This window comes from Ruegeria sp. HKCCSA071 (genome assembly GCF_017872555.1).
Lineage (GTDB): Bacteria > Pseudomonadota > Alphaproteobacteria > Rhodobacterales > Rhodobacteraceae > Ruegeria.
The window spans coordinates 1-22,769 of record NZ_JAEDOX010000003.1 but is presented as its reverse complement, the minus strand read 5'-3'; the positions used below and the strand labels follow the sequence as shown (position 1 = coordinate 22,769).

General features: G+C 60.8%; 32 protein-coding genes and 1 tRNA gene. 21 read left to right on the top strand and 12 right to left on the bottom strand.

What is annotated here, in order from left to right; translation table 11 throughout:
• Window positions 1-41: 41 nt before the first annotated feature.
• The 5 genes from clpX (at window position 42) to I9188_RS09715 (ending at window position 3,161) form a co-directional block, all read left to right on the top strand.
• On the top strand, window positions 42-1,310 hold the full coding sequence (gene clpX, locus I9188_RS09735) for an ATP-dependent Clp protease ATP-binding subunit ClpX (protein ID WP_209505741.1): 1,269 nt from the start codon (window positions 42-44) through the stop codon (window positions 1,308-1,310).
• A 195-nt stretch (window positions 1,311-1,505) separates the two neighbouring features.
• Window positions 1,506-1,868 (top strand): RidA family protein, encoded by a 363-nt coding sequence (locus I9188_RS09730; protein WP_209505743.1) that lies wholly within the window; start codon window positions 1,506-1,508, stop codon window positions 1,866-1,868.
• Between the two features lie 80 nt (window positions 1,869-1,948).
• A complete protein-coding gene (locus tag I9188_RS09725; protein WP_209505745.1) occupies window positions 1,949-2,332 on the top strand; it encodes an NADH:ubiquinone oxidoreductase subunit NDUFA12 in 384 nt (127 codons plus the stop codon).
• Window positions 2,333-2,343: 11 nt separating this feature from the next.
• Window positions 2,344-2,796 (top strand): outer membrane lipid asymmetry maintenance protein MlaD, encoded by a 453-nt coding sequence (gene mlaD / locus I9188_RS09720; protein WP_209505747.1) that lies wholly within the window; start codon window positions 2,344-2,346, stop codon window positions 2,794-2,796.
• Window positions 2,793-3,161 carry a DUF2155 domain-containing protein gene (locus I9188_RS09715; RefSeq protein WP_209505749.1) on the top strand — a complete coding sequence of 123 codons (369 nt, stop codon included), beginning with the start codon at window positions 2,793-2,795 and terminating at the stop codon, window positions 3,159-3,161. The genes mlaD and I9188_RS09715 overlap by 4 nt, the downstream gene beginning before the upstream one ends.
• Here the strand turns inward: I9188_RS09715 and aat are convergent.
• The 4 genes from aat to I9188_RS09695 all read right to left on the bottom strand — a co-directional run bounded on the left by aat (window position 3,107) and on the right by I9188_RS09695 (window position 6,338).
• Entirely contained in the window at window positions 3,107-3,748 is a 642-nt protein-coding gene (gene aat, locus I9188_RS09710; protein WP_245220534.1) for a leucyl/phenylalanyl-tRNA--protein transferase, read from the bottom strand. The two genes, I9188_RS09715 and aat, sit on opposite strands and share 55 nt — an antisense overlap.
• A gap of 48 nt (window positions 3,749-3,796) precedes the next feature.
• Window positions 3,797-5,146, bottom strand: a complete 1,350-nt coding sequence (gene accC, locus I9188_RS09705; protein WP_209505751.1) for an acetyl-CoA carboxylase biotin carboxylase subunit — start codon at window positions 5,144-5,146, stop codon at window positions 3,797-3,799.
• A 9-nt stretch (window positions 5,147-5,155) separates the two neighbouring features.
• A complete protein-coding gene (gene accB / locus I9188_RS09700; protein ID WP_209505753.1) occupies window positions 5,156-5,650 on the bottom strand; it encodes an acetyl-CoA carboxylase biotin carboxyl carrier protein in 495 nt (164 codons plus the stop codon).
• Between the two features lie 151 nt (window positions 5,651-5,801).
• Window positions 5,802-6,338: a helix-turn-helix transcriptional regulator gene (locus I9188_RS09695; protein WP_209505755.1), complete on the bottom strand. Its 537-nt coding sequence runs from the start codon at window positions 6,336-6,338 to the stop codon at window positions 5,802-5,804.
• A 208-nt stretch (window positions 6,339-6,546) separates the two neighbouring features.
• On the opposite strand from I9188_RS09695, the gene I9188_RS09690 reads away from it, so the two are divergent.
• The 5 genes from I9188_RS09690 (at window position 6,547) to I9188_RS09670 (ending at window position 12,456) form a co-directional block, all read left to right on the top strand.
• Entirely contained in the window at window positions 6,547-7,839 is a 1,293-nt protein-coding gene (locus I9188_RS09690) for a helix-turn-helix transcriptional regulator (RefSeq protein ID WP_209505757.1), read from the top strand.
• A gap of 77 nt (window positions 7,840-7,916) precedes the next feature.
• Window positions 7,917-8,297 (top strand): response regulator, encoded by a 381-nt coding sequence (locus tag I9188_RS09685; RefSeq protein ID WP_209505759.1) that lies wholly within the window; start codon window positions 7,917-7,919, stop codon window positions 8,295-8,297.
• Window positions 8,294-8,602, top strand: a complete 309-nt coding sequence (locus tag I9188_RS09680) for a hypothetical protein (protein ID WP_209505761.1) — start codon at window positions 8,294-8,296, stop codon at window positions 8,600-8,602. The genes I9188_RS09685 and I9188_RS09680 overlap by 4 nt, the downstream gene beginning before the upstream one ends.
• Window positions 8,602-11,280, top strand: a complete 2,679-nt coding sequence (locus I9188_RS09675; RefSeq protein WP_209505764.1) for a sensor histidine kinase — start codon at window positions 8,602-8,604, stop codon at window positions 11,278-11,280. The genes I9188_RS09680 and I9188_RS09675 overlap by 1 nt, the downstream gene beginning before the upstream one ends.
• 78 nt (window positions 11,281-11,358) lie before the next feature.
• A complete protein-coding gene (locus I9188_RS09670; protein WP_209505766.1) occupies window positions 11,359-12,456 on the top strand; it encodes a FliM/FliN family flagellar motor C-terminal domain-containing protein in 1,098 nt (365 codons plus the stop codon).
• Between the two features lie 3 nt (window positions 12,457-12,459).
• Here the strand turns inward: I9188_RS09670 and I9188_RS09665 are convergent, their stop codons facing one another.
• From I9188_RS09665 to I9188_RS09650, 4 genes are read right to left on the bottom strand one after another with little or no spacing between them, the layout of a single operon-like run.
• A complete protein-coding gene (locus I9188_RS09665; protein WP_209505768.1) occupies window positions 12,460-12,891 on the bottom strand; it encodes a TIGR01244 family sulfur transferase in 432 nt (143 codons plus the stop codon).
• Between the two features lie 9 nt (window positions 12,892-12,900).
• Window positions 12,901-13,335: a DUF6691 family protein gene (locus I9188_RS09660; protein WP_209505770.1), complete on the bottom strand. Its 435-nt coding sequence runs from the start codon at window positions 13,333-13,335 to the stop codon at window positions 12,901-12,903.
• Complete coding sequence (locus I9188_RS09655; protein WP_209505772.1) at window positions 13,335-13,763, bottom strand: YeeE/YedE thiosulfate transporter family protein; 429 nt, start codon at window positions 13,761-13,763, stop codon at window positions 13,335-13,337. Before I9188_RS09655 ends, I9188_RS09660 begins: the two co-directional genes overlap by 1 nt.
• Before the next feature lie 34 nt (window positions 13,764-13,797).
• Window positions 13,798-14,661, bottom strand: a complete 864-nt coding sequence (locus I9188_RS09650; RefSeq protein WP_209505774.1) for an MBL fold metallo-hydrolase — start codon at window positions 14,659-14,661, stop codon at window positions 13,798-13,800.
• Window positions 14,662-14,905: 244 nt separating this feature from the next.
• On the opposite strand from I9188_RS09650, the gene I9188_RS09645 reads away from it, so the two are divergent.
• Entirely contained in the window at window positions 14,906-15,121 is a 216-nt protein-coding gene (locus I9188_RS09645) for a hypothetical protein (protein ID WP_209505776.1), read from the top strand.
• 9 nt (window positions 15,122-15,130) lie between these two features.
• Here the strand turns inward: I9188_RS09645 and I9188_RS09640 are convergent, their stop codons facing one another.
• Together I9188_RS09640 and I9188_RS09635 are read right to left on the bottom strand one after the other, a co-directional pair.
• Entirely contained in the window at window positions 15,131-15,349 is a 219-nt protein-coding gene (locus I9188_RS09640) for a hypothetical protein (protein WP_209505778.1), read from the bottom strand.
• The gene (locus I9188_RS09635) at window positions 15,342-15,578 is read right to left on the bottom strand and encodes a hypothetical protein (protein ID WP_209505780.1); all 237 of its coding nucleotides are present in this window, start codon (window positions 15,576-15,578) and stop codon (window positions 15,342-15,344) included. The genes I9188_RS09640 and I9188_RS09635 overlap by 8 nt, the downstream gene beginning before the upstream one ends.
• Window positions 15,579-15,595: 17 nt before the next feature.
• On the opposite strand from I9188_RS09635, the gene I9188_RS09630 reads away from it, so the two are divergent.
• A complete protein-coding gene (locus I9188_RS09630) occupies window positions 15,596-15,859 on the top strand; it encodes a DUF2312 domain-containing protein (protein ID WP_209505782.1) in 264 nt (87 codons plus the stop codon).
• A gap of 273 nt (window positions 15,860-16,132) precedes the next feature.
• Here I9188_RS09630 and I9188_RS09625 read toward each other — a convergent pair.
• A tRNA-Thr gene (locus I9188_RS09625) sits at window positions 16,133-16,207 on the bottom strand.
• An 83-nt stretch (window positions 16,208-16,290) separates the two neighbouring features.
• Between I9188_RS09625 and I9188_RS09620 the strand changes: the two genes are divergently transcribed.
• From I9188_RS09620 to I9188_RS09580, 9 genes are all read left to right on the top strand, one after another.
• Window positions 16,291-16,446 carry a hypothetical protein gene (locus I9188_RS09620; protein WP_209505784.1) on the top strand — a complete coding sequence of 52 codons (156 nt, stop codon included), beginning with the start codon at window positions 16,291-16,293 and terminating at the stop codon, window positions 16,444-16,446.
• A 6-nt stretch (window positions 16,447-16,452) separates the two neighbouring features.
• Window positions 16,453-17,721, top strand: a complete 1,269-nt coding sequence (gene murA / locus I9188_RS09615) for a UDP-N-acetylglucosamine 1-carboxyvinyltransferase (RefSeq protein WP_209505786.1) — start codon at window positions 16,453-16,455, stop codon at window positions 17,719-17,721.
• Window positions 17,718-18,194, top strand: coding sequence for a DUF2948 family protein (locus I9188_RS09610; protein ID WP_209505789.1), 477 nt, complete (start codon window positions 17,718-17,720; stop codon window positions 18,192-18,194). Before murA ends, I9188_RS09610 begins: the two co-directional genes overlap by 4 nt.
• The gene (locus I9188_RS09605) at window positions 18,195-18,716 is read left to right on the top strand and encodes a GNAT family N-acetyltransferase (protein WP_209599607.1); all 522 of its coding nucleotides are present in this window, start codon (window positions 18,195-18,197) and stop codon (window positions 18,714-18,716) included.
• Between the two features lie 61 nt (window positions 18,717-18,777).
• Complete coding sequence (hisD, locus tag I9188_RS09600; RefSeq protein ID WP_209505793.1) at window positions 18,778-20,079, top strand: histidinol dehydrogenase; 1,302 nt, start codon at window positions 18,778-18,780, stop codon at window positions 20,077-20,079.
• Between the two features lie 98 nt (window positions 20,080-20,177).
• Window positions 20,178-20,657, top strand: a complete 480-nt coding sequence (locus tag I9188_RS09595; RefSeq protein WP_171722821.1) for a UPF0262 family protein — start codon at window positions 20,178-20,180, stop codon at window positions 20,655-20,657.
• Between the two features lie 3 nt (window positions 20,658-20,660).
• Window positions 20,661-21,119: a low molecular weight phosphatase family protein gene (locus I9188_RS09590; RefSeq protein ID WP_209505795.1), complete on the top strand. Its 459-nt coding sequence runs from the start codon at window positions 20,661-20,663 to the stop codon at window positions 21,117-21,119.
• Window positions 21,116-21,514, top strand: coding sequence for a ketosteroid isomerase-related protein (locus tag I9188_RS09585; RefSeq protein ID WP_209505797.1), 399 nt, complete (start codon window positions 21,116-21,118; stop codon window positions 21,512-21,514). The genes I9188_RS09590 and I9188_RS09585 overlap by 4 nt, the downstream gene beginning before the upstream one ends.
• Window positions 21,507-22,100, top strand: coding sequence for a GNAT family N-acetyltransferase (locus tag I9188_RS09580; protein ID WP_209505799.1), 594 nt, complete (start codon window positions 21,507-21,509; stop codon window positions 22,098-22,100). Before I9188_RS09585 ends, I9188_RS09580 begins: the two co-directional genes overlap by 8 nt.
• A gap of 80 nt (window positions 22,101-22,180) precedes the next feature.
• Here the strand turns inward: I9188_RS09580 and I9188_RS09575 are convergent, their stop codons facing one another.
• Window positions 22,181-22,612, bottom strand: a complete 432-nt coding sequence (locus tag I9188_RS09575; RefSeq protein WP_209505801.1) for a hypothetical protein — start codon at window positions 22,610-22,612, stop codon at window positions 22,181-22,183.
• Between the last annotated feature and the right edge of the window lie 157 nt (window positions 22,613-22,769).

Sequence of the window (22,769 nt, the reverse complement as noted above, 5' to 3'; positions counted from 1 at the left end):
TTCCCGCCGGGGGTGCTGGGATGAGGCCCGAAAGGTAGATCATGGCGACGAATTCAGGCGGTGACGGGAAAAACACGCTCTACTGCAGCTTCTGCGGCAAAAGCCAGCATGAGGTGCGCAAGCTGATCGCAGGCCCGACCGTTTTCATCTGTGATGAATGTGTCGAACTTTGCATGGACATCATCCGCGAAGAGACAAAGGCCAGCGGGCTGAAATCTTCGGACGGCGTTCCGACGCCCAAGGATATCTGTGAGGTGCTGGACGATTATGTGATCGGTCAAGCCACCGCAAAACGCGTCCTGTCGGTCGCGGTCCACAACCACTACAAACGTCTGAACCACGCCCAGAAAGCGGGCAATGATATAGAACTGGCGAAGTCCAATATCCTGCTGATCGGCCCCACCGGCTGTGGCAAGACGCTGCTTGCGCAGACGCTGGCCCGGATACTGGATGTTCCCTTTACCATGGCCGATGCCACCACGCTGACCGAAGCCGGTTACGTGGGCGAGGATGTGGAAAACATCATTCTCAAGCTGTTGCAGGCCAGCGAGTACAATGTGGAACGCGCGCAGCGCGGCATCGTCTATATCGACGAGGTCGACAAGATCACCCGCAAATCCGAGAACCCGTCGATCACACGCGACGTGTCCGGTGAAGGCGTACAGCAGGCGCTGCTGAAACTGATGGAAGGCACCGTGGCCAGCGTTCCGCCGCAGGGCGGCCGCAAACACCCGCAGCAGGAATTCCTGCAGGTGGACACCACGAACATCCTGTTCATCTGTGGCGGCGCTTTTGCGGGTCTCGACAGGATCATTGCACAACGCGGCAAGGGCTCGGCCATGGGTTTTGGCGCCGATGTGCGCGACAATGACGAGCGCGGCGTGGGCGAGATTTTCAAGGATCTGGAACCCGAAGATCTGCTGAAATTTGGCCTGATCCCCGAATTCGTCGGTCGTCTGCCGGTTCTGGCAACGCTGGAGGATCTGGACGAGGAAGCACTGGTCACCATCCTGACCAAGCCAAAGAACGCCCTGGTCAAGCAATACCAGCGCCTGTTCGAGCTGGAAGATGTTGAGCTGGGCTTTACCGATGACGCGCTGAAGGCAATTGCCAAGAAAGCCATCGAGCGCAAAACCGGTGCACGTGGTTTGCGGTCTATTCTCGAGGATATCCTGCTGGACACCATGTTCGAACTGCCGGGCATGAAAAACGTCAGCGAGGTTGTGGTGAACGAAGAGGCGGTAATGTCCGACGCGCAGCCGCTGTTCATCTATGCCGATGCGGCCAAGGAATCGGCCTCGGCGGGTTGAGGCCGGGCTTTTTACCGCGACGGTGGAACTTCAGTTGAACCGGTTCAGGGGGCTCTGCCCCCGCTGCCCTTCGGGCATCTCCCCCGGGATATTTATAGCCAGATGAAGCTGGGGATCCGTTGTTCGCACGCGAAGGCATGCGCAATCAGGCAGCGGGAGCTTAAGTAAGCTTTCGAACAACAAAGGTGACGGATTATGACGGTGAAGCGCATTTCTTCGGGCGGTGAGTTTGAGGCAAAAGTCGGCTATTGCCGCGCAGTAGTTGCGGGCGGCTGGGTTCATGTCGCCGGGACCGTCGGGCAGGGCGAGGACGTGGTGGCGCAATGCCGGTCTGCGCTGGATGTCATCGGCAAGGCGCTGGCTGAGGCGGGCGCGGGTTTTGAAGATGTGGTTCGGGTCACCTACATGTTGCCGGACCGCAATGAATTCGCGCCGTGCTGGCCGGTTCTGGCCGAGACGTTTGGCGCCAACCCACCGGCTGCGACGATGATCGAATGCGGTTTGATTGATCCGAAGTACCGGATCGAGATCGAAGTGACCGCCTTCCTGCCGCAGTGACTCTGGAAGCCCAAGGGGCACTGGACCTTGGCGAGCCTTTGGTCCATACCTTCTCTCGACCGAAATGCCGGAGGCAGCCGATGGGAATCCTGAACAGTCTTTTACGAGCCGTGACCTGGTGGAACGGGTCAACACTGAACACGCAGCTCTATACGGCGCGCAAGGGTGTGAAAGTGGGCGAAGACAATGAAGGCAATGTGTTTTATCGCACCGCCGACGACAGCAGGCGCTGGGTGATTTTCAATGGCGAGGCCGAAGCCAGCCGGGTTGACCCGGAATGGCACGGCTGGTTGCACCGCACCTGGGACGAACCCCCGACCGACAAACCGCTGCCGCACAAAGCCTGGGAAAAACCGCATCAGGAGAACCTGACAGGTACGGCACTGGCCTATGCGCCTGCCGGGTCGCTGCGGCGGGCCCAGCCGGTTGAGCGCAGGGATTACGAGGCCTGGAGCCCGGAATAGACGAGGCGAAGATGTCGACCCATAACTGGACCGAAGTTGTTGTCGGAGGCGTCGTATTGGCCGGTGCCCTTGCTTTTGGTGTTTATGCCAGCCAATCAACCGGCCTGTCGCAAGGTGCTGCGGGCTATGAGCTGGGCGCCTCGTTCCGGTCGCTGGAAGGGGTTGGCGTCGGCACGGATGTCCGTCTTGCCGGTGTGAAAATCGGCACCGTTACCGGGGTCAAGCTGAACCCGGATACCTATCGTGCCGACACGACTTTCTCTGTTGCCGAAGGCGTTCTTGTACCCGATGACAGCGCCATTGTGATCTCGTCCGAAGGGCTGTTGGGTGGAAACTTTGTCGAAGTCATGCCCGGCGGTTCGCCCTTCTTTTTTGAACCCGGAGACGAGATTCAGGATACCCAGGGTGCGGTCAGCCTGATCTCGCTGCTGGTCAAGTTCGTAGCCGGAGATGGCAGCGAATGATGCGCGCCGCCCTGATTGCCCTGTTGCTGGCTGGAACCGGCGCCGTCGCGCAGCAGAAAGTCAACTCTGGCCCCGGCGCCATGCTGCGCGGGCTCGACAAAGTCAGTGGCCAGACGGTTGATATCGAATTGCAGACAGGTCAAACCGAAGCTGTGTTCGGGCTGGATGTGGCGCTGGGGGATTGCCGGTATCCGGTGGATAACCCGACAGGCGATGCCTTCGCCTATCTGACCATTTGGGAAACGGGCAAAGCGGATCAGCTATTTGACGGTTGGATGATCGCGACCTCTCCGGCGCTGAATGCGCTGGATCACGCGCGGTATGACGTTTGGGTCATCCGTTGTATCACGCCTTCTGCGGACTGAGTGATCGGCGCAGCAAAATCGGTGCTCTGGTTCAGGGCTTCTTCCAGTTCTTTCTTGTAAGCCCCACGCGGGATTTCGATCGCCCCAAGGGATGCCAGATGCGCGGTCAGGAACTGCGTGTCAAACAGGTGAAAGCCGGTTTGCCGCAACCGGTCCACAAGATAGGCGAGCGCGATTTTCGAGGCATCCGTGCGGCGCGAAAACATGCTTTCGCCAAAGAACGCGGCCCCCAGCGTCACGCCATAAACGCCGCCCACCAGCGCCGCTCCGTCCCAGACTTCCAGTGAATGCGCATGACCCGATTGGTGCAGCTGGCGATAAAGGGCGTGCAGTTCCGCGTTGATCCAGGTGTCGGACCGGTCAGCGCACCCATCAACAACGCCGGAGAAATCCCGATTGATTGAAATCTCGAACCCGCAGTTCCGGATGCGGCGCGCAAGGCTGCGCGAGATGTGGAACCCGTCCAGCGGAAATATCCCGCGAAACTTGGGATCAACCCAGAACAGTTCAGGATCGTCGCGGTGTTCGGCCATCGGGAAAATACCGATGGAATACCCGTGCAGCAGCAGTTCTGGGGTCAGGCTCATGCCGGTGATAGGGCGACCAGAGGGCGCGGGCCCTCTGGCACTTGGCCCTTATTTTTCCATGTTCTCCGCAAGCCAGCGCTCCAGCCAGTGGATGTTGTACTCGCCGCTGTGCAGATCGGGCTCCTGCAACAGGGCGTGGAACAGGGGCACGGTGGTGTCGATACCGTCGACGATCAACTCGCCCAACGCGCGTTGCAGACGCGCCAGCGCCTCGGCCCGGTCGCGGCCCTGCACGATCAGCTTGCCAATCAGCGAGTCGTAATAGGGCGGGATCGAATAGCCGTCATAAAGCGCCGAATCCATCCGCACGCCCAAGCCGCCCGGCGCGTGATAGGCCGTGATCTTGCCAGGGCAGGGCGAAAAATTCGGCAGCTTTTCTGCGTTGATCCGAACCTCAATGGCGTGGCCGTTGATCTTCAGATCGTCCTGACCGAATGACATTGGTTCACCCGCTGCGACAAGGATTTGTTCGCGCACCAGATCGACGCCAAAGATCCCTTCGGTGACCGGGTGTTCCACCTGAAGGCGAGTGTTCATCTCGATGAAATAGAACTCGCCCTTTTCATACAGGAACTCGATGGTGCCTGCGCCGATATAGTTGATCTTGGCCACCGCGTCGGCGCAGATCTTGCCGATCCGGGCGCGCTCTTCGGCGGTGATGCAGGGGCCGGGGGCCTCTTCAAAGACCTTCTGGTGACGGCGCTGCAACGAACAGTCACGTTCGCCCAGATGCACCGCATTGCCCTTGCCGTCGCCAAAGACCTGAATCTCGATATGGCGCGGCGTGGTCAGATATTTCTCGATATAGACCTCGTCATTGCCAAAGGCGGCCTTGCCTTCGGCGCGCGCAGTCATGAAGGCGCTTTCCATCTCTTTCGCGTTCATCGCGACTTTCATGCCGCGCCCACCGCCGCCAGCTGTGGCTTTGATGATGACGGGATAGCCGAATTCCTCACCGATGCGCTTGGCGTCGGCCAGCGTGGGAACGCCACCGTCCGAACCGGGAACACAAGGCACACCCAGCGCCTTCATCGTGTCCTTGGCGGTGATCTTGTCGCCCATGACGCGGATATGTTCCGCGGTGGGGCCAATGAACGTGATGCCATGATCTTCGACGATCTGCACGAACTCGGCGTTTTCGGACAAAAAGCCATAGCCGGGATGGATCGCCTGCGCGCCGGTGATCTCACAGGCCGAAATGATCGCAGGCACCGACAGATAGCTTTGCGGGCTGGGCGGGGGGCCGATGCAGACCGATTCGTCCGCCATGCGCACATGCATCGCGTCGCTGTCGGCGGTGGAGTGGACGGCAACCGTCTTTATCCCCATCTCGCGCGCGGCGCGGATGACGCGCAGGGCGATCTCGCCTCGGTTGGCAATCAGGATCTTGTCGAACATGGGCCCGCCTTACTCGATGATGACCAGAGGAGTGCCGAACTCAACAGCGTCGCCATCGCCCACCAGCACGCGCTTGATGGTGCCCGATTTGGGGGCGTGGATGTGGTTCATGGTCTTCATCGCTTCGACGATCAGCAGCGTGTCGCCTTCAGACACTGTCGCGCCGACGGAAATGAAAGCGGGCGCGCCGGGTTCCGGCTGCATATAGACCGTGCCCACCATGGGCGAGGTTACAGCGCCCGGATGGCTGGCCGGATCTTCGGCGGCAGCAGGGGCCGCCGCGGGGGCTGCAGCCGGTGCCGCAACGGGGGCGGGCGCTGCCGCAGGGACGGCCACCTGAACCGGAGCGGCCACGGTCTGTGTCATACGGCTGACGCGCACGTTCAGGCTGTCTTCTTCGCCATATTCGCGTTTGACCTGCAATTCGGTCAGATCGTTTTCGCGCAGCAACTCGGCCAGAGCCTTGATGAATGCCACATCCGCTTCGTGTTTGGTGTCTGTCATGAGTATCCTCGACGGTTCCCCTTTGGCCCGTCTGTTTCTTGCGGGCTCTGATCAAATTACGCAGGGTTATAGGCTAAGCGGCGGTGCATGAAAAGCGCCGACTCGCACCATCTGTCATGCGTTCCACGCGTATTTCAAAGGGTCGGACAGGTCACAGGGGCATCCCCGATAATTTGGCGACCAGTTCAGACAGCTTTCGCGCGCCGAATTTTTCAAGCAAACGGGCTCGGTAAGCCTCGATTGTGCGGTAACTCAGCCCCAGCTCTGCTCCGATTTCCTTGGCCGACAGGCCACGGCAGGACAGGATGGCCACTTCGCGTTCACGGATGGTCAGCTCAACCAGCGGTCGTTCCTCGGATATGTCGGAAAAGCTCCAGATACCGTGGCGGAACGGGTCGTCGGGCGTCAGCGACCGGCCCCGGGCGCGGCACCAGAACAGATCCCCGCTGCGGCGGCGCATGACGCGCTCATCCGTGTAATACCCGGTGCCGCGCATCACTTGCAGGCTGCGTTCGCCGATCCTCTCCCAATCCGCGACCGAAGGGTAAAGGTGCAACAGCGGCATGTTGCGATAGTCATTCTCTTCTCCGCCAAAGGTGCGGGCAAATTGCAGGTTACAGCGCCGGATGATCCTGTTTTCCAGCTCAACAAGCCCGATCGGCGCATATTCAAAGGCGGGGTCGCTCATGCGTGTATGGTGCCGGGAAAGCGCGCGGAAATGAAGGGGGATGCGGTGTCTTGCGCCAGATTGACGCCCGAAACGGATGCTTTGGTTTGCGTCAGATTGTGAACGTTGTAAATGCCAGCTGAAAAGAAATGATTAACCTATAGAAACAGATACTATAATCAGAAAACGATCGTGAAATTCGACGGGTCTGAATTCAGGGAAAGTAAACATGCGCGACACGTTGACAGGCAGCCGCATTCGCGAAAGACGGCAAATTGCCGGGTTGCGGCAGGCGGAACTGGCGCGGCAGGCCGGAATATCGGCGTCTTATCTGAACCTGATCGAACACAATCGCCGCAGGATCGGGGGCAAATTGCTGGTCGATATCGCGTCGGCGCTGGGCGTTGAACCTTCGGTTCTGACACAGGGGATCGAGGCAACTCTGGTTTCCGCCCTGCGCGAGGCGGCCGAGGATGCGGTCGGACAGAAGGCCGAGGTTGACGGGCTCGAGGAATTCGCCGGGCGTTTTCCCGGCTGGGCCGGTGTTCTGGCGCAAATGCATCGCCGTGTCGTGTCTTTGGAGCGGAACGTCGAAACCCTGTCCGACCGCCTTACGCACGACCCGCAACTGGCCGCGTCGATGCACGAGGTTCTGTCAACCGCTGCCGCGATACGCTCGACCGCCGCGATCCTTGCGGATACCCAAGATATCGAGGCCGAATGGCGCGAGCGTTTTCACAAGAACCTGCATCAGGATGCCGAACGGCTGGCAGGCAGTTCCAAGGCGCTGGTGACCTTCCTCGACGAAAGCGACTCGGCGGTTGATCCACGTGCCGTTCCCCTGGAAGAGGTCGAAGCCTTCTTTGAAGCCCGCGCCTACACGATTTCCGAACTGGAAGACGGTGGCGATGTGGATGCGGTTGACCTGAGCGGGCTCAATACCTCGGCGGCGCGCACCGTTGCGCGCGAAGTTCTCAGAATCTATCGCGCAGACGCGCAGGCCCTGCCACCGGATGCTGTCAAAGCGGTTGTTCAGCAGGGTGAACCGGACCCAATTGAATTGGCGCAGCGGCTGTCTGTCGACATTGCGACTGTCCTCCGGCGGCTGGCCTTTCTGCCGGATGGCACCCTGTCACAATCGGTTGGCATGGTGCTGTGCGACGCGTCCGGAAGCATCCTGTTTCTCAAGCCGATTCAGGGGTTTACTTTGCCCCGACACGGGGATGTCTGCCCGCTCTGGCCGCTGTTCACGGCCCTCAGCCGTCCGCTGGTGCCGGTGCGCAAGCAGGTCGTCCTGACCGGCAGGTCCTCGGCCGTGTTCGACTGCGTCGCTTATGCCTGGCCGCATGCGGTGTCGGGATACGATCAGGACCCGGCCTATCGCTCGGTCATGGTGGTGCGCCCGGTCAGGGACCCGTCAGACGGGGTGCCGGTCACTCAGGTCGGGCCAAATTGCCGTGTCTGCCCAAACCGCGATTGCAAGGCCCGGCGCGAGCCGTCGATTTTGAGCGAAGGTTTTTGACACGTTCATGACAGACCGCTTAATCTGGCGGGAACCGGTCTCGGGATGGAAGACCGGTTATGGGAGGAACTGAACATATGAGCCGAAAGGTTCTGCTGATTGAGGACGAACCGAACATCGCCGAGGCTATCCGGTTCCTGCTGTCGCGCGAGGGATGGCAGGTCGAAACGCATGGCGACGGAACGGATGCGGTTCAGGTGATCCAGGGGGCGCGGCCCGATCTGGTCATTCTGGATGTCATGCTGCCGGGCAAGAACGGTATGGATATCCTGCGGGAACTCAGAAAAATGGAGGAACTGGCAGGCTTGCCGGTTCTGATGCTGACCGCACGGGGTCAGTCGCGCGACCGGGAAATGGCCGAAAACGCAGGCGTCAGCCGCTTCATGACCAAACCGTTTTCCAATGCCGAAGTTCTGACAGCCGTGCGTGACCTTCACGCGCAGGCGACGCGCTTATGATGTCCGGCGAGGGCAACAAGACCAAACCACCGGGCACACGCCCCTCGCTTTTTCTGGAACGTCAAAGCTATCGCCGTCACAGGTTGACGGATGCCGCCCGGATTTTGCCCTTTCTGGGTGCGGCGCTGCTGGCGCTTCCTTTGCTGTGGCCAGACCCGTCTGGCGGGGATGCGGCGGTGCCCCTGTCTTCGGCGATGTATTACATATTCCTCTGCTGGGGCGCGCTGATCCTGGCCGGGTTTGTCTTTGGGCTGGCCGCCCGTCGCATGGCCGCGCGCGAGGGATCGGACACGGGCGCTGAGTGATGGCCACCATAAACGTTCTGATTCTGGTTTGCCTTGCCTATGTCGTGTTCCTGTTCGCGGTGGCCTTCGCCGCGGATCGCATGGCTGCGGCCGGGCGCGGCAAATGGCTGCGTTCACCTGTGATCTACACGTTGTCCCTGTCGATCTATTGCACTGCCTGGACATTTTATGGCGCGGTGGGCAACGCCGCGCGGTCGGGGCTGGAATTTGTCACCATCTACCTCGGTCCGACGCTGGTGATGGTCGGCTGGTGGTGGGGGCTGCGCAAGCTGGTGCGCGTCGGGCGCAGCCAGCGGGTCACCTCGATCGCCGACCTGCTGTCGTCCCGGTATGGCAAGTCGAACACGCTGGCGGTCTGCGTGACCATTCTGGCGGTGCTCGGCGGCACGCCCTATATCGCGCTGCAACTGCAATCCATTACCCTGTCATTCTCGATCTTTGCCGAGGCTGACCCGTCAGGCCTCTATCGCGAAGGGTCCAGCGTGTTCTGGGTCGCGGCTGGACTGGCCGTGTTTGCCATCCTGTTCGGCACCCGCAATCTGGACGTGAACGAACGTCATCACGGTGTGGTCACGGCCATCGCAGTCGAGGCCGTTGTCAAACTGTTTGCGCTGATCGCCGTGGGCGTTTTCGTGGTGTGGGGGATCGCGGGCGGCATTGGCCCGATGATGGACCGGATCGACGCCTCGGAAATCGGCCAGTGGAACGTCGATGCCGGGCGCTGGACGACATTTATCTTTTTGTCCGCCGCCGCCTTTATCTGCCTGCCCCGGATGTTTCAGGTGATGGTGGTGGAAAACGATGACGAGGGCCATCTCAGAACCGCTGCCTGGGCCTTTCCGCTTTACCTGCTGTTCATGAGCCTGTTTGTCGTGCCCATCGCCGTGGTCGGTCTGGACCTGCTGCCCCAGGGCGCCAACCCCGATCTGTTCGTGCTGACCGTGCCGCTGTCCCAGGGCAATGACTGGCTGGCAATGCTGTCTTTCATCGGCGGGTTTTCCTCGGCTACCTCGATGGTCATCGTCAGTGCGATGGCCCTGTCGACAATGGTGTCAAACCACGTGGTCATGCCCATCTGGCTGAACACGCAGGAAGGCACCGGCTCGGTGTCGGGTGATGTGCGTAACATTGTCCTGATGGCACGCCGAGTTTCCATTGCCGCCATCATCGCGCTGGGTTTTTTCTACTACCGGCTGTCCGGGGGCGGTGCGGCGCTGGCCTCGATCGGGTTGATCGCCTTTGCCGGTATCTCGCAGATTCTGCCGGCGCTGGTTGGGGGGCTGTTCTGGCGCAGGGCGACCCGGACCGGGGCGCTGGTCGGGCTGACCGTTGGCTTTGTGCTGTGGATTTACACGCTGCTGCTGCCGGGGATGGGCGGCGCGTGGATGCCCGAATCCGTGCTGCAAAACGGCTTGTTCGGCCTCGGCTGGCTGCGCCCTCATGCCCTGTTCGGGATCGAGGGGATTGATCCGATGGTGCATACGGTGATGTGGTCTTTGTCCCTGAACACGCTTGCCTTCTGCGTCGCGTCCCTGCTCAGCTTTCCCAGCCCTTTGGAGCGGTTGCAGGGGGCACAGTTCGTCAACGTCTTCGATCACTCGGTCGCGCCGCGCGGGTGGTCCGGGTCAGTGGCGCAAAGCGAAGACCTGATGATCATGACGCAGCGCATTCTGGGCACAGGCCCCACGCAGGAATTCTTTCAGGCCGAGGCGCAAAAACAGGGTGGCCGTTCGCACCTGCCAGAGCCGACGCCGGGCTTTCTCAACCGTCTGGAACGCGAGCTCAGCGGTTCGGTCGGTGCGGCCATGGCCCATGCGATGATCGGCCAGATCGTGGGCGGATCGTCGGTCTCGGTCGAGGATCTGCTGGCCGTGGCAGACGAATCCGCGCAACTGCTGGAATATTCCGGCCAGCTCGAGGAAAAGTCCTCCGAACTGAGCCGAACCGCACGCCAGCTGCGCGAAGCCAACGCGAAGCTCACCCAGATTTCTGAACAGAAGGACAGCTTCCTGAGTCAGGTCAGTCACGAGTTGCGCACGCCGATGACCTCGATCCGGGCGTTTTCGGAAATCATGCGCGACACCGATGGCCTCAGCCGCCAGGAGCAGACCCGCTACGCCGCGATCATTCATGACGAAGCCCTGCGCCTGACCCGGCTGCTCGATGATCTGCTGGATCTGAGCGTGCTTGAAAACGGGCAGGTCAGCCTCAATCTCAGCGATGACAGCCTGCGCTCGGTTCTGGACCGCGCCGTGCCCAGCGCTCTGGCCGGGGCGGACCGAAAGATCACCGTCCGCCGGACCCGCACGGCCGAGCGTATTTTCCTGCATACGGATCTGGATCGGTTGGGGCAGGTGTTCATCAACCTGATCTCGAATGCGCAGAAATACTGCGACGCGGACGATCCGGTGCTGGTCATCTCTGCCCATGATGTCGGCGGGCGGGTCATCGTCGATTTCATCGACAATGGCAGTGGCATCCCACCGGGCGCGCGCTCGATGGTGTTTGAGAAATTTGCCCGCGTGGGCGGCGACAAGGCTGGCGGAGCGGGGCTTGGTCTGGCCATCTGCCGCGAAATCATGCAGCGGCTGGGGGGTGAGATCACCTATCTGCCGGGGCAGGGCGGTGCGGCCTTCCGGATCAGCCTGCCACAGGCCTACCAGCAGGCGGCGCAGTGACGCGGCCATAAAGAACTTGGTAACGCCCGAGGGTGTAAACCAGTTGCCAGGTTCTGGAACAATTGGTGATCGGGCGTCATGTCACAAGATGTCAATGCCGCGTTGGCGCGCAAACTGTCCGTCGGGCAAAAGGATCTGGGGGATCGCCCGCGCTCGGTTCTGCGGGCGCTGCGCCTTGGGTTCGCACGGGCTGCGGGCGACCGGCTGAACCTGCCGCTGGCGGTTATCGGGGCAAAGCAATCCAACCAGTCGCAGGAGGTGCCGGGGGACGCGGCGGGGCAGGATTGGCTGCTGCTGGTGTTTGACGGCCCTGAAGGGCGCGCCGCGACCTGTCTCAACCCGAATGCGGTCTCGGCCATTGTTCAGGCCCAGACCATTGGTCAGGTCCTGTCCGGTGATCCCGGCGCACGCACGTTTACTGATACCGACGCCGCCATCGTGGCCCCCTTGATCGAAGCCGCGTTGACCGGTTCCGCCGCTTTGTTCGACGCCTCAAGCGATCAGATTTGCCTTGCAGGGCTGGAATTTACCTCGCGCGCCAAGGATTTGCGCACCCTGTCGCTGGCGATGACGGAAGATGCGTATCGCATTTTCGAACTGACCGTCGATCTCGCGAACGGAGAGCAGCAGGGCCGCATATCGGTTTTTCTGCCTGAACATACCGCCGCCTCGGATGAAGCAGAAGATAACGGGGACAAGGCTGATCTGCGCATGGATCAGTGTTCGGGCGTAATGCGGGCGGAACTGACCACCGCGCTGTGCCGCATGTCGTTGCCGCTGTCCGACCTGTGCGGACTGCGGATCGGGGACATTCTGCCGTTGCGCGGGGCCCGTCTGGACCGGACCGAGGTTCTGACGATTGACCGGACACGCGCAGGTATCGGTCGCCTTGGGCAATGCGGTGGTCTCCGCGCCGTGCGGCTGAATGAAACCGCTGCATTGCCAGCCCTGACCGGCGCTGACGCGCAGGACTTCATCGCCAGCAAAAGTGGAATACCACCGCAGGATCATCCGGTTGACCCAACTGTGTATGATGCGCACGTCCAGACCGTCCCGACCGGGGTGTCAGATCTGACAGACAGCGATCTGATCGTGAACGATTCCGAACGGATGGTCGCGGAAATCACGCAGCTTGCGGGGCTGGGGCCGACGGACCTTGGCAGCAGTACTGAGTGACGCTCAGCCGCTAGTGCCGCGGATCTGGTCCAGCATGGGGCGCAGATTGTCCAGCTGATACCCGGCTTTGCCGGTCGCACTCAGGATGTCGTCTGTGCTCATGTGGTCGCACTGGCCCAGCGCCCAAACCACCGAACACCGCGTGCCTGAGGCGCAATAGGCCAGTACAGGACCACTGCCGTTTTCCGCCATGTCGCGCTGCCGCTTCACGTTCTCAGGCGTCATCGTCTGGTGGGTCAGCTCCAGCACCTCGTATTCCATACCGGCAGCCCGCACCGCTTCGCCGATCGCGTCGGATTGCATGGCCGGGGGAACTTCGGCATTGGGCCGGTTGCAGATCACCTTGGCAAAGCCAGCCTCGGCAATGGCCGGAATATCCTCGACCGTGATCTGCGGCGAGACAGCATAGCGGGGGGTGATCTGACGAATCTCCATGCCAATTCCTTAGGCCGCGTTTGCCGCCCTGTCCAGTTGCGCGCCCAGCGGTGGTGCCACGAACATCCCGGCCGCCATTGCAACCAGAAAGACCAGCCCGCCCAGCCCGCCATAGCTCAGCGAGGCCATCGCCGGTCCGGGGCACAGTCCGGCCAATCCCCAGCCCATCCCGAACAGAACCGAACCCACGATCAGCCTGCGATCAACCTCGGGCTTGGCAGGGGGGGGAAAGGCTCCGCCGGTCAGGGCGTTCTGGCGACCTGTTGTCATCCGCCATGCCACAAGCATCGGCAGAATGGCACCGCCCATCACAAAGGCCAGCGTCGGATCCCAGTTGCCAAACACATCCAGCCAGCCCTGAACTTTTGTGGTGTCTGTCATGCCCGAAATCAGCAACCCGGCGCCGAACAGTGATCCGGCGATCAACGCAATGATAAGACGCATCAGATCACTCCCATCACATGACGCAGCAGCACAAGGGTGACGCCCCCGGCAAGGATATAGAAAACGGTGGCCACGATGCCGCGCAGCGAGAACCGAGAGATCCCGCACACCCCGTGCCCCGAGGTGCAGCCATTGGCGATCCGTGTGCCGATACCGACCAGCAGCCCAGCCAGAATGACAACGCCCAGATTGCTGGTAAGATGCGTCTGGGCCTCGGGCGCGATCAACGGGTGCAGAAGAACGGGCATTCCGACAAGCCCCGCAATAAAGGCCAGCTTTTCAGCCATGCTCCCCTTGGCGCTGCCATCGACAAGGCCGCCCAGAATGCCGCTTGCGCCCATGATCCGGCCATTGCCCAGCAGGTAGACCGCCCCGGCCAGACCGATCACCAGACCGCCGCACAGCCCCCAGATCCACTCAATATTCATGTGGGAATTCCCTTTGTGATTTGTTGTGCCCGCGTCACAGCTTGTTGACCGGCAGTTTCAGGAAAACATCGCCCTGTTCATCCGCCGGGGGCATCTGACCGGCCCGCATGTTGACCTGCAAAGACGGCAGGATCAGGCGCGGCATGGCCAGCGTGGCGTCCCGCGCGTCGCGCATTTCCACGAAGTCTTCGATGCTGCGCCCCTGTCCGATATGGACGTTCAGCGCCTTCTGCTCACCCACCGTCGTCTCCCACGCGTATTCGTCGCGGCCCGGAGCCTTGTAATCATGCCCGACATAGATACGGGTATTGTCCGGCAGCGACAGTATCTTCTGGATCGACTGGAACAGCGTGGCCGACGATCCTCCGGGAAAATCACAGCGCGCCGTGCCGAAATCGGGCATGAACAGCGTGTCACCCACAAATGCGGCATCGCCAATCACGTAGGTCATGCAGGCCGGTGTATGGCCGGGGGTGTGCAGCACGTCGCCCCGCATCTGGCCGATGTGAAAGCTGTCGCCTTCCTTGAACAGCGCGTCAAACTGGCTGCCATCGCGCTGAAACTCGGTTCCTTCGTTGAAAACCTTGCCAAACGTGTCCTGCACGGTGACGATCTGGTCGCCAATCCCGATCTTGCCGCCCAGCTCCTGTTGCAGGTAGGGGGCCGCCGACAGGTGGTCGGCATGGACATGGCTTTCCAGAATCCACTCGACCTTAAGGTCCTGCGCGCGCACAAAATCGATGATCTTGTCCGCCGAGGTTGTCGACGTCCGCCCCGAGGCATGGTCGAAATCCAGTACGCTGTCGATGATGGCACAGGCCCGTCCCTGAGGTTCATGAACCACGTAGGAAACCGTAAAGGTCTGCTCGTCAAAAAACGCTTTCACTTTCGGTGTCATGATCTTCTCCGTTTCGGTCTCGCATATCATATATGTGAATTGGAATGTGATGCAATATCGAACCTGAATTTGATGCCGGTCAAAGCAACCGCTGTAATTCTGGCTTAATCTTTAACCTATCCGCGTCAGATTGCCGAAACTTCGACCATGGCAGGCAATTTCCCGCACAAGGCTACGATATTATCTGCGGGTCGTAATCCCGTTACGTATATTGGGGATACTGGCGCCACTTGGGAGGATGGTTATGACACCGACTGGTCTTTATTCCGAAGCCGAGCAGCTTGAACGTAAGCTTGTGAACGCGGGTCTGGAAACGCGTTTGGCGCTTCAACCGAGTGTGAGTAAGATTGTTGACCGGATGCGGCAGCAGGGGATGGAGGTGCCTTCGCGCCTGCGTCGTCTGGATGCGGCCTTGTGTGAAGATGCGATTGAAGCGCAGTTTGATAACTTGCCGGTGTGAACCGGATGGTCATCCAAGGGAAATCCCGAGGATGACCAGCATCAATCCAAGCACCGACAGAAACAGCGAGGCCAGGTTCCAGGGCAGGACGCCCTGAACCACCGCGCGCAGCTCGTCATCCGACAGACCGGCCTTGCGCGCCCGCATCACGCGAAGAATGCACCAGACCAGACCGGCAAGCCCGGCCACAGACAGGGCCGCACCGCCCCAGGTGATGAATTCAAACATGGTTCCCCGCATATCCTCGTGACCTGATCACGCGCTTAACGGATCGGTTGGGGTCATACAAGTGCGCCAGCCCATTGGGTGCTTGCGACCCGGGCGGCAGCACTGTATCCGGCATTCCACACCAGGGTTTCAGCCTCTGGGGCAGGCGTGTCAGGAAGGTGCTCCCGTTGATCGGGCCACCGCCGTTCACCGCCAGCCGCAGGCTGACCTCTTCTGGTTGCAGGTCCATAACCGGGAACAAAAAAGATGAGCATGTCTGAAGAAGCAGAAGCAAATTACAAGGTCACCGCGGGCGAGCTGCGCCAGTTTGTGGAACGTATCGAGCGCCTTGAGATGGAAAAGAAAGACATCGCCGACCAGATCAAAGAGGTCTACGCTGAAAGCAAGTCGCGCGGCTATGACGTAAAGGCCCTGCGCAGCATCATTTCCCTCAGAAAAAGGGACAAGGATGACATCGCCGAGCAAGAGGCCGTCATCGAAATGTACAAAGAAGCGCTGGGTATGACCTAAGCCCGACCGCCATGAAACGATCTATGGCTCTGGAATGGGTTCAATGCCCTGAAAGAGCCACTGGCCCAAGGGATGCAACGGGGGCGCGCAGCGGGTCCCCCTTGCCAAGCGCGTGGTACGACCACGCGCAGCGCTCGACGCCTCCGGGCTGTATCGAACCGCCCATAAACCAAACGCGCACCACAAAAGTCTCTGACACGCCAATAGCCAAAGACGCCGGAACACCCAAACCCTTCCGGATAAAAGCGCGCTTTTTCGCAGGAATATGAAGGATGGTGCTGCTGGAGAGAATTGAACTCTCGACCTCTCCCTTACCAAGGGAGTGCTCTACCTCTGAGCTACAGCAGCGCTGTGGGCGGGTGATTAGACTCAAACGAAACGCGGCGCAAGGGTGTCTGGACGGTTTTTTTCGCCTCCTGTAGAGAAAGATCATGACGGATAAAAATTCACCCAAAAAACAAGGTAAACCCGGCGATGCGCGCGAGGCGCGGCTGAAGGCGGCGCTCAAGGCCAACATGGCGCGTCGCAAGGCGCAGGCCAAGGCGCGCGCGGCCGCGGGGGACAAGCCTGACAAGGACGAGGGATAAGAGCAGATGGATTCGATTCTGGTAACGGGCAACGGCCCGCTGAACGGTCAGATACCGATTGCGGGGGCCAAGAATGCGTGCCTGACGCTGATGCCCGCAACATTGTTAAGCGAAGAACCGCTGACGCTGACCAATGCGCCGCGGCTGAGCGATATCAAGACCATGACCGCGCTGCTGCAATCGCTGGGGGCCGAGGTGTCGTCGTTGCAAGACGGTCAGGTGATTGCAATGTCCAGCCACAGCCTGACCAGCCAGACCGCCGATTATGACATCGTACGCAAGATGCGCGCCTCGAACCTTGTGCTGGGCCCCTTGCTGGCGCGGTTCGGGCAGGCGGTTGTTTCTCTGCCCGGCGGGTGCGCGATCGGCGCACGGCCGATGGACCTGCATGTCGAAGGGCTCGAGGCGCTGGGCGCCGAGATCGAGCTGAAGGACGGCTATCTGCACGCCAAGGCTTCGGGCGGTCTGAAAGGCGCCGTGCACCAGATGCGCTTTGCCTCGGTCGGGGCCACCGAAAACATCGTCATGGCGGCGACGCTGGCCAAGGGCACCACGGTTCTGAAAAACGCCGCGCGCGAGCCCGAGATCGTCGATCTGGTCGAATGCCTGCGCAAGATGGGGGCGCAGATTTCCGGCGAAGGTACCCCGACCATCGAAATTCAGGGCGTCGACCGGCTGCACGGGGCCACACATCAGGTTGTCACCGACCGGATCGAGCTGGGCACCTATATGCTGGCCCCGGCGATTTGTGGGGGCGAGGTCGAACTGCTGGGCGGTCGCATGTCACTGGTCGAATCCTTTGCGGCCAAACTGGATGCGGCAGGCGTCAGCGTTTCAGAAACCGAAGGCGGTCTGAAAGTGGCGCGCAAAAACGGGCGCGTGCGCGCGGTGGATGTGGTGACTGAACCTTTCCCCGGCTTCCCGACCGACTTGCAGGCGCAGATGATGGCGCTGATGTGCACGGCTGAGGGCGCCTCGGTTCTCGAAGAACGCATTTTCGAAAACCGCTTCATGCACGCCCCCGAACTGGTGCGCATGGGCGCGCATATCGAGGTGCATGGCGGCACCGCCACGGTGACCGGTGTCGAGCGTCTGAAAGGCGCGCCGGTGATGGCGACCGACCTGCGGGCCTCGGTCTCGCTGATCCTTGCCGGATTGGCGGCAGAAGGGGAAACAACGGTCAGCCGGGTCTATCATCTGGACCGCGGATATGAACATGTGGTGCGCAAGCTGGAAGGCGTGGGTGCAAAGATTGAACGGATCAAGGGCCAATGACAGACGCAAGCTTTGAAGACGGGCGCGAGGCGCCGCTTAATCTGGGGGCCGAGGATGCAGATGACCTTCAGGTGATCTCGACCCTCGCGCAGGATGCCGTGTTTCCGGTGACCGAGATGAAGTGGCAACCGGCGCAGCGCCGCTTTGGCCTGCTGCTGAACCGCTTTCGCTGGGAAGACAAGGATGCCGCCGCCCACCGCGACCGCCCGTTTGAACGGGTGCAGTCGGTGCTGGTCTTCGGTTCGGTTCTCTCGGTGTCCAGTCAGGGCATTGATCGCGGTGACACTGACATGATCATGTCGCTGCTGTCGGTTGTTTTCGAACCCGGCGAGGATGGCGCGGGCCATGTCCTGCTGACGCTGGCCGGTGACGGCGCGATCCGCCTGACGGTCGAGGCGCTGGATGCCACCCTCAAGGACGTCACGCGCCCTTATCAGGCCCCCTCCGGTCAAGCCCCGCATCATCCCGAATAGATGCAGAACAAGCGCGGCATATCTCAGGCGTTTTCGAAGGTGCCCGAAGGTGTCACTCTGCGTCGCGCCACCGTTTTCGACGTTTTCGACATCAGTCGGGTTCTGATCCGTTCGATCACGAAGCTCTGCGGGGCCGATCATCAGGGTGACCCGCAGGCCATCGCGCAATGGACCGATAACAAGGACCCGGCCACGATCCGGGGCTGGATCAAACCTGGATCGCAGATCTGGCAGGCTGAACGGGCCGGGCAGGTGGCTGCCGTAGGCGGTTTGTTGGAAACCGGAGAGATCACTCTGCTTTACATCGACCCGGATCATACGGGCTGTGGTCTGGGGGCGGCGGTTTTGAACCGGCTGGAACGGGAACTGCTCGCGGCGGGATGTTCCTCAGCCTCGCTTGAGGCAACAAAAACCGCGCAGGATTTCTATCAGCGCCACGGCTGGCAGGCTACCGGCCGGTGCTGCGGCCACGGGGATCTGTCCTGCTTTGCCATGCACAAATCGCTACACCCCGTGGGCTGAGGGTTGAGGCCGCGCGCTCCGGGCGATATGTCCCAATGCGCAACGCCCGGAGTGCCAGATCATGCCCGTTTTCCTTGATACCAAATCGCCCGATTTCGAACCCGCCTTCCGGACCCTGCTCTCGGCCAAGCGCGAGGACAGCCCGGATGTGGATGCGGTTGTGGCGCAGATCATCGACGACGTGCGTAACCGGGGCGATGCGGCGGTTATCGAACTGACGGCGAAATTCGACCGGCTGACGCTGACACCCGAAACGCTGGCCTTCAGCGCACAGGATATCGCGGATGCGGTAGCGCTGGTCGGGGCCGAAGATCGCACGGCGCTGGAACTGGCTGCTTCCCGTATCCGGGCCTATCACGAAAGGCAATTGCCCGAGGATCAGGAATGGACGGATGAGGCCGGGGCCACCCTTGGCTGGCGCTGGTCTGCTGTCTCGGCCGCAGGGCTTTACGTGCCGGGTGGGCTGGCCTCGTACCCGTCATCGGTGCTGATGAACGCCATCCCGGCCAAAGTGGCCGGTGTGGAACGGCTGGCCATCGTGGTGCCCACGCCCGAAGGGCAGGTGAACCCGCTGGTGCTGCTGGCGGCACAGCTGTCGGGTGTGGACGAGGTCTATCGCATCGGCGGCGCGCAGGCCGTGGCGGCGCTGGCCTATGGCACCGACACCATCGCGCCGGTCGACAAGATCACCGGACCGGGCAACGCCTTTGTCGCCGCCGCCAAGCGGCGCGTCTTTGGCAAGGTCGGCATCGACATGATTGCCGGCCCCTCGGAAATTCTGGTCATTGCCGACAAGGACAACGACCCCGACTGGATCGCGCTGGACCTGCTCAGCCAGGCCGAGCATGACGAAAGCGCGCAGTCGATCCTGATCACCGATGACGCCGCATTCGGCCAATCCGTCGCGCAGGCGGTCGAAAAACGGCTGGAAACCCTGCAACGCCGCGCCATCGCCGGGGTCAGCTGGCGCGACTACGGCGCGGTGATCACCGTGCGCAACCTGGACGAGGCCGCGGCCCTGTCCAACCGCATTGCCCCGGAACATCTGGAACTTTGCGTGGCCGACCCGCGCGCGCTGAGCGAAAAAACCATCCACGCCGGGGCCATCTTTCTGGGTCAGTACACACCCGAAGCCATCGGCGACTACGTCGGTGGACCCAACCACGTGTTGCCCACCGCCCGCTCGGCACGGTTTTCGTCGGGCCTCAGCGTGATGGACTTCCTCAAGCGCACCACGCTCAGCCAGATGACCCCCGAAGCCCTGCGTGCCATCGGCCCTGCCGCCGAACAGCTGGCGCGCTCGGAAAGCCTCGAGGCGCATGGCCTCTCGGTCACCGCGCGCCTGAACCGCCTGAATGGCTGAAATGACGCAAAGACCGGGCGCATATGGCGTTTCTGTGCGTTGCCCGTTGAATATCATTGTTATAGGTCTGTGCTGACGCAAGGAATGTGACTGTAAAGATGACCCGCATCTCACATATCGAACTGGATGATAGAAATCTGCCGCCGCCCACGCCCGAGATCGAGCAGGAGCGCAAGGTCGCCATCTATGATCTGCTTGAAGAAAACAGCTTCTCGCTGCCCAAACGCGACGACCGCGTTGTGCCCGAAGGCCCCTATCGCCTTCAGCTTTCGATCCGCGACAAACGGCTTGTCTTCGACATTGAAACCGAGGCCAACGAAAAAGCGGCCGAGTTTCACCTGTCGCTCGGTCCCTTCCGGCAGGTGGTCAAGGATTACTTCCAGATCTGCGAAAGCTATTTTGACGCGGTGAAATCGCTGCCACCCAGCCAGATCGAAACCATCGACATGGCCCGCCGGGGTATCCACAACGAAGGCAGCCGCGTGTTGCAGGAACGGCTGGAAGGCAAGGCAGATGTCGACACCGACACCGCCCGCCGCCTGTTCACGCTGATCTGCGTTCTGCATTTTGGGGGCTGACGCGTGAAGCCTCTGCCGCAGTCGGTCTTGTTCTGTTGCGACCACAACGCGGTTCGGTCCCCGATGGCCGAGGGGCTGATGAAGAAATTCTATGGCACCGGCACCTATGTCCAGTCCGCCGGTGTGCATAACGATCTGGAAATCGACGGCTTCAGCATCGCCGTCTGCCACGAGGTCGGCGTGGAACTGTCCCGCCACCGCTCGCGCTCCTTCGACGAGATGCAGGAATGGGGCGATGACCTCAGCTCGTTCGATCTGGTCGTGGCGCTTTCACCCGCCAGCCAACGTCAGGCGCTGGAACTGACCCGTGTTTTTCACCTCGATGTCGATTATTGGCCAATAATGGACCCTACCGGGATGGGCGAGACCCGCGAACAAAAGCTACATCACTACCGACAGACCCGCGACCAGATCATTCAGCATCTGAAAGACCGCTGGGGCGAACCAACGGAGGGGACATGAACCAGACCGTCAAAACCTATTTCGATGCCTTCAACGCCGGTGACGTCGATGGCATGCTGGCCTGCCTGTCCGATGAAGTGGCCCATCACGTGAACGAAGGCCAGATTCGCGTCGGCAAGGACAAGTTCGCGGCCTTTTGCGCCCATATGAACCGCTGCTACCGCGAAAACCTGACCGACATCGTTGTGTTCGAGGCTCAGGGCGGCACCCGCGCCGCGGCCGAGTTCATCGTCAACGGCACCTATCTGGAAACCGACGAGGGCCTGCCCGACGCGCACGGCCAGACCTATCGCCTGCCTGCCGGGTCGTTCTTTGACCTCAGGGACGGCAAGATCACCCGCGTCACCACCTTCTATAACCTTGCAGACTGGACCAAACAGGTCTCGAATGGCTGACGTCACCGACGTCCGCCCCCTGACCGGAGCGGCACTCGGGGCCGCTCTGGACGATGTCGCCCGCCTGCGGATCAGGGTGTTTCACGCCTGGCCCTACCTCTATGACGGCGATCTGGAATACGAGCGCAAATACCTCCAATCCTACCGCGATAGCGACAAGGCCATCGTGGTCGGCGCCTTCGACGGCGACCGCCTGATCGGCGCCTCGACCGGCGCACCCCTGACCGACCACGCCGACGATTTCGCCGCGGCCTTCGCAGACACCGGGCTCGATCTGTCGCAGATCTTCTATTGCGCTGAATCCGTCCTGCTGCCGGACTATCGCGGGCAGGGCGTCGGCCACACTTTCTTCGACACGCGCGAGGCGCACGCCCGCGCTCTGGGCTTTGCCAAATGCGCCTTTTGCAGCGTGCAACGCCCCACCGACCACCCCCTGCGCCCCGACCACTACCGCCCGCTGGATACCTTCTGGCGCGCCCGTGGATACGAGCCCCTACCCGGCGCAATCGCCCAATTCTCGTGGAAGGATATTGGGGAAGAGGGAGAAACGCCGAAGCCGTTGCAGTTCTGGATCAGGGATTTGTAGACGTCGGGTTGGGCTTTGCCTCGTTCGCTGCCCTAGTAAGATAGGGTATCGTAAACGACAGGCTGACGGAAAGAGTTCTATCAGTCAGTTCCGGTCTTACTTTCACCTTCAGAACGCACTTCAATAACATCTTTGTACTCAAGGATATATGCCTTCAGTTGAGGGCTGCACAGAACCTCATCCAGATGAGCCGCAAAGAAAGATTCCCTAATATGATCAGAATTCATCATTCTGCCGAATGCTTCCCGGTTTTTTTCAATACACAGCGAAGAGTTTGCTCTCAGTGCATCCATAGTGTTCACATGCATTTGCATGGTGGAGAACTTTGAAAGTGGTAAATTATACCCGAATACAAACTCATTCATCATCAACGATTCAAAAACCGTACTGATAAAATTGTGCGGGGAGGCAAGGGTAACAAATAAGCTGTCAAAGATATTTAATTTTTCAGCGTGATTCAATCCGTTGCTAATTTTGTAGTGAACTATTTTTCTGAGCGCTTTAAGTTTCACATCTGTGGAGAGTGACTTATTCTCTAGGGTCAGGACCCATTGATTTCCGCATTGCGGCGTGATTCACGGTTCGAAAAACGAGCGGTGACCATGTCTGATCTTTTCTGGCTGACGGATGCGCAGATGGCGCGTCTTGAGCCCTTCTTCCCCAAGTCTC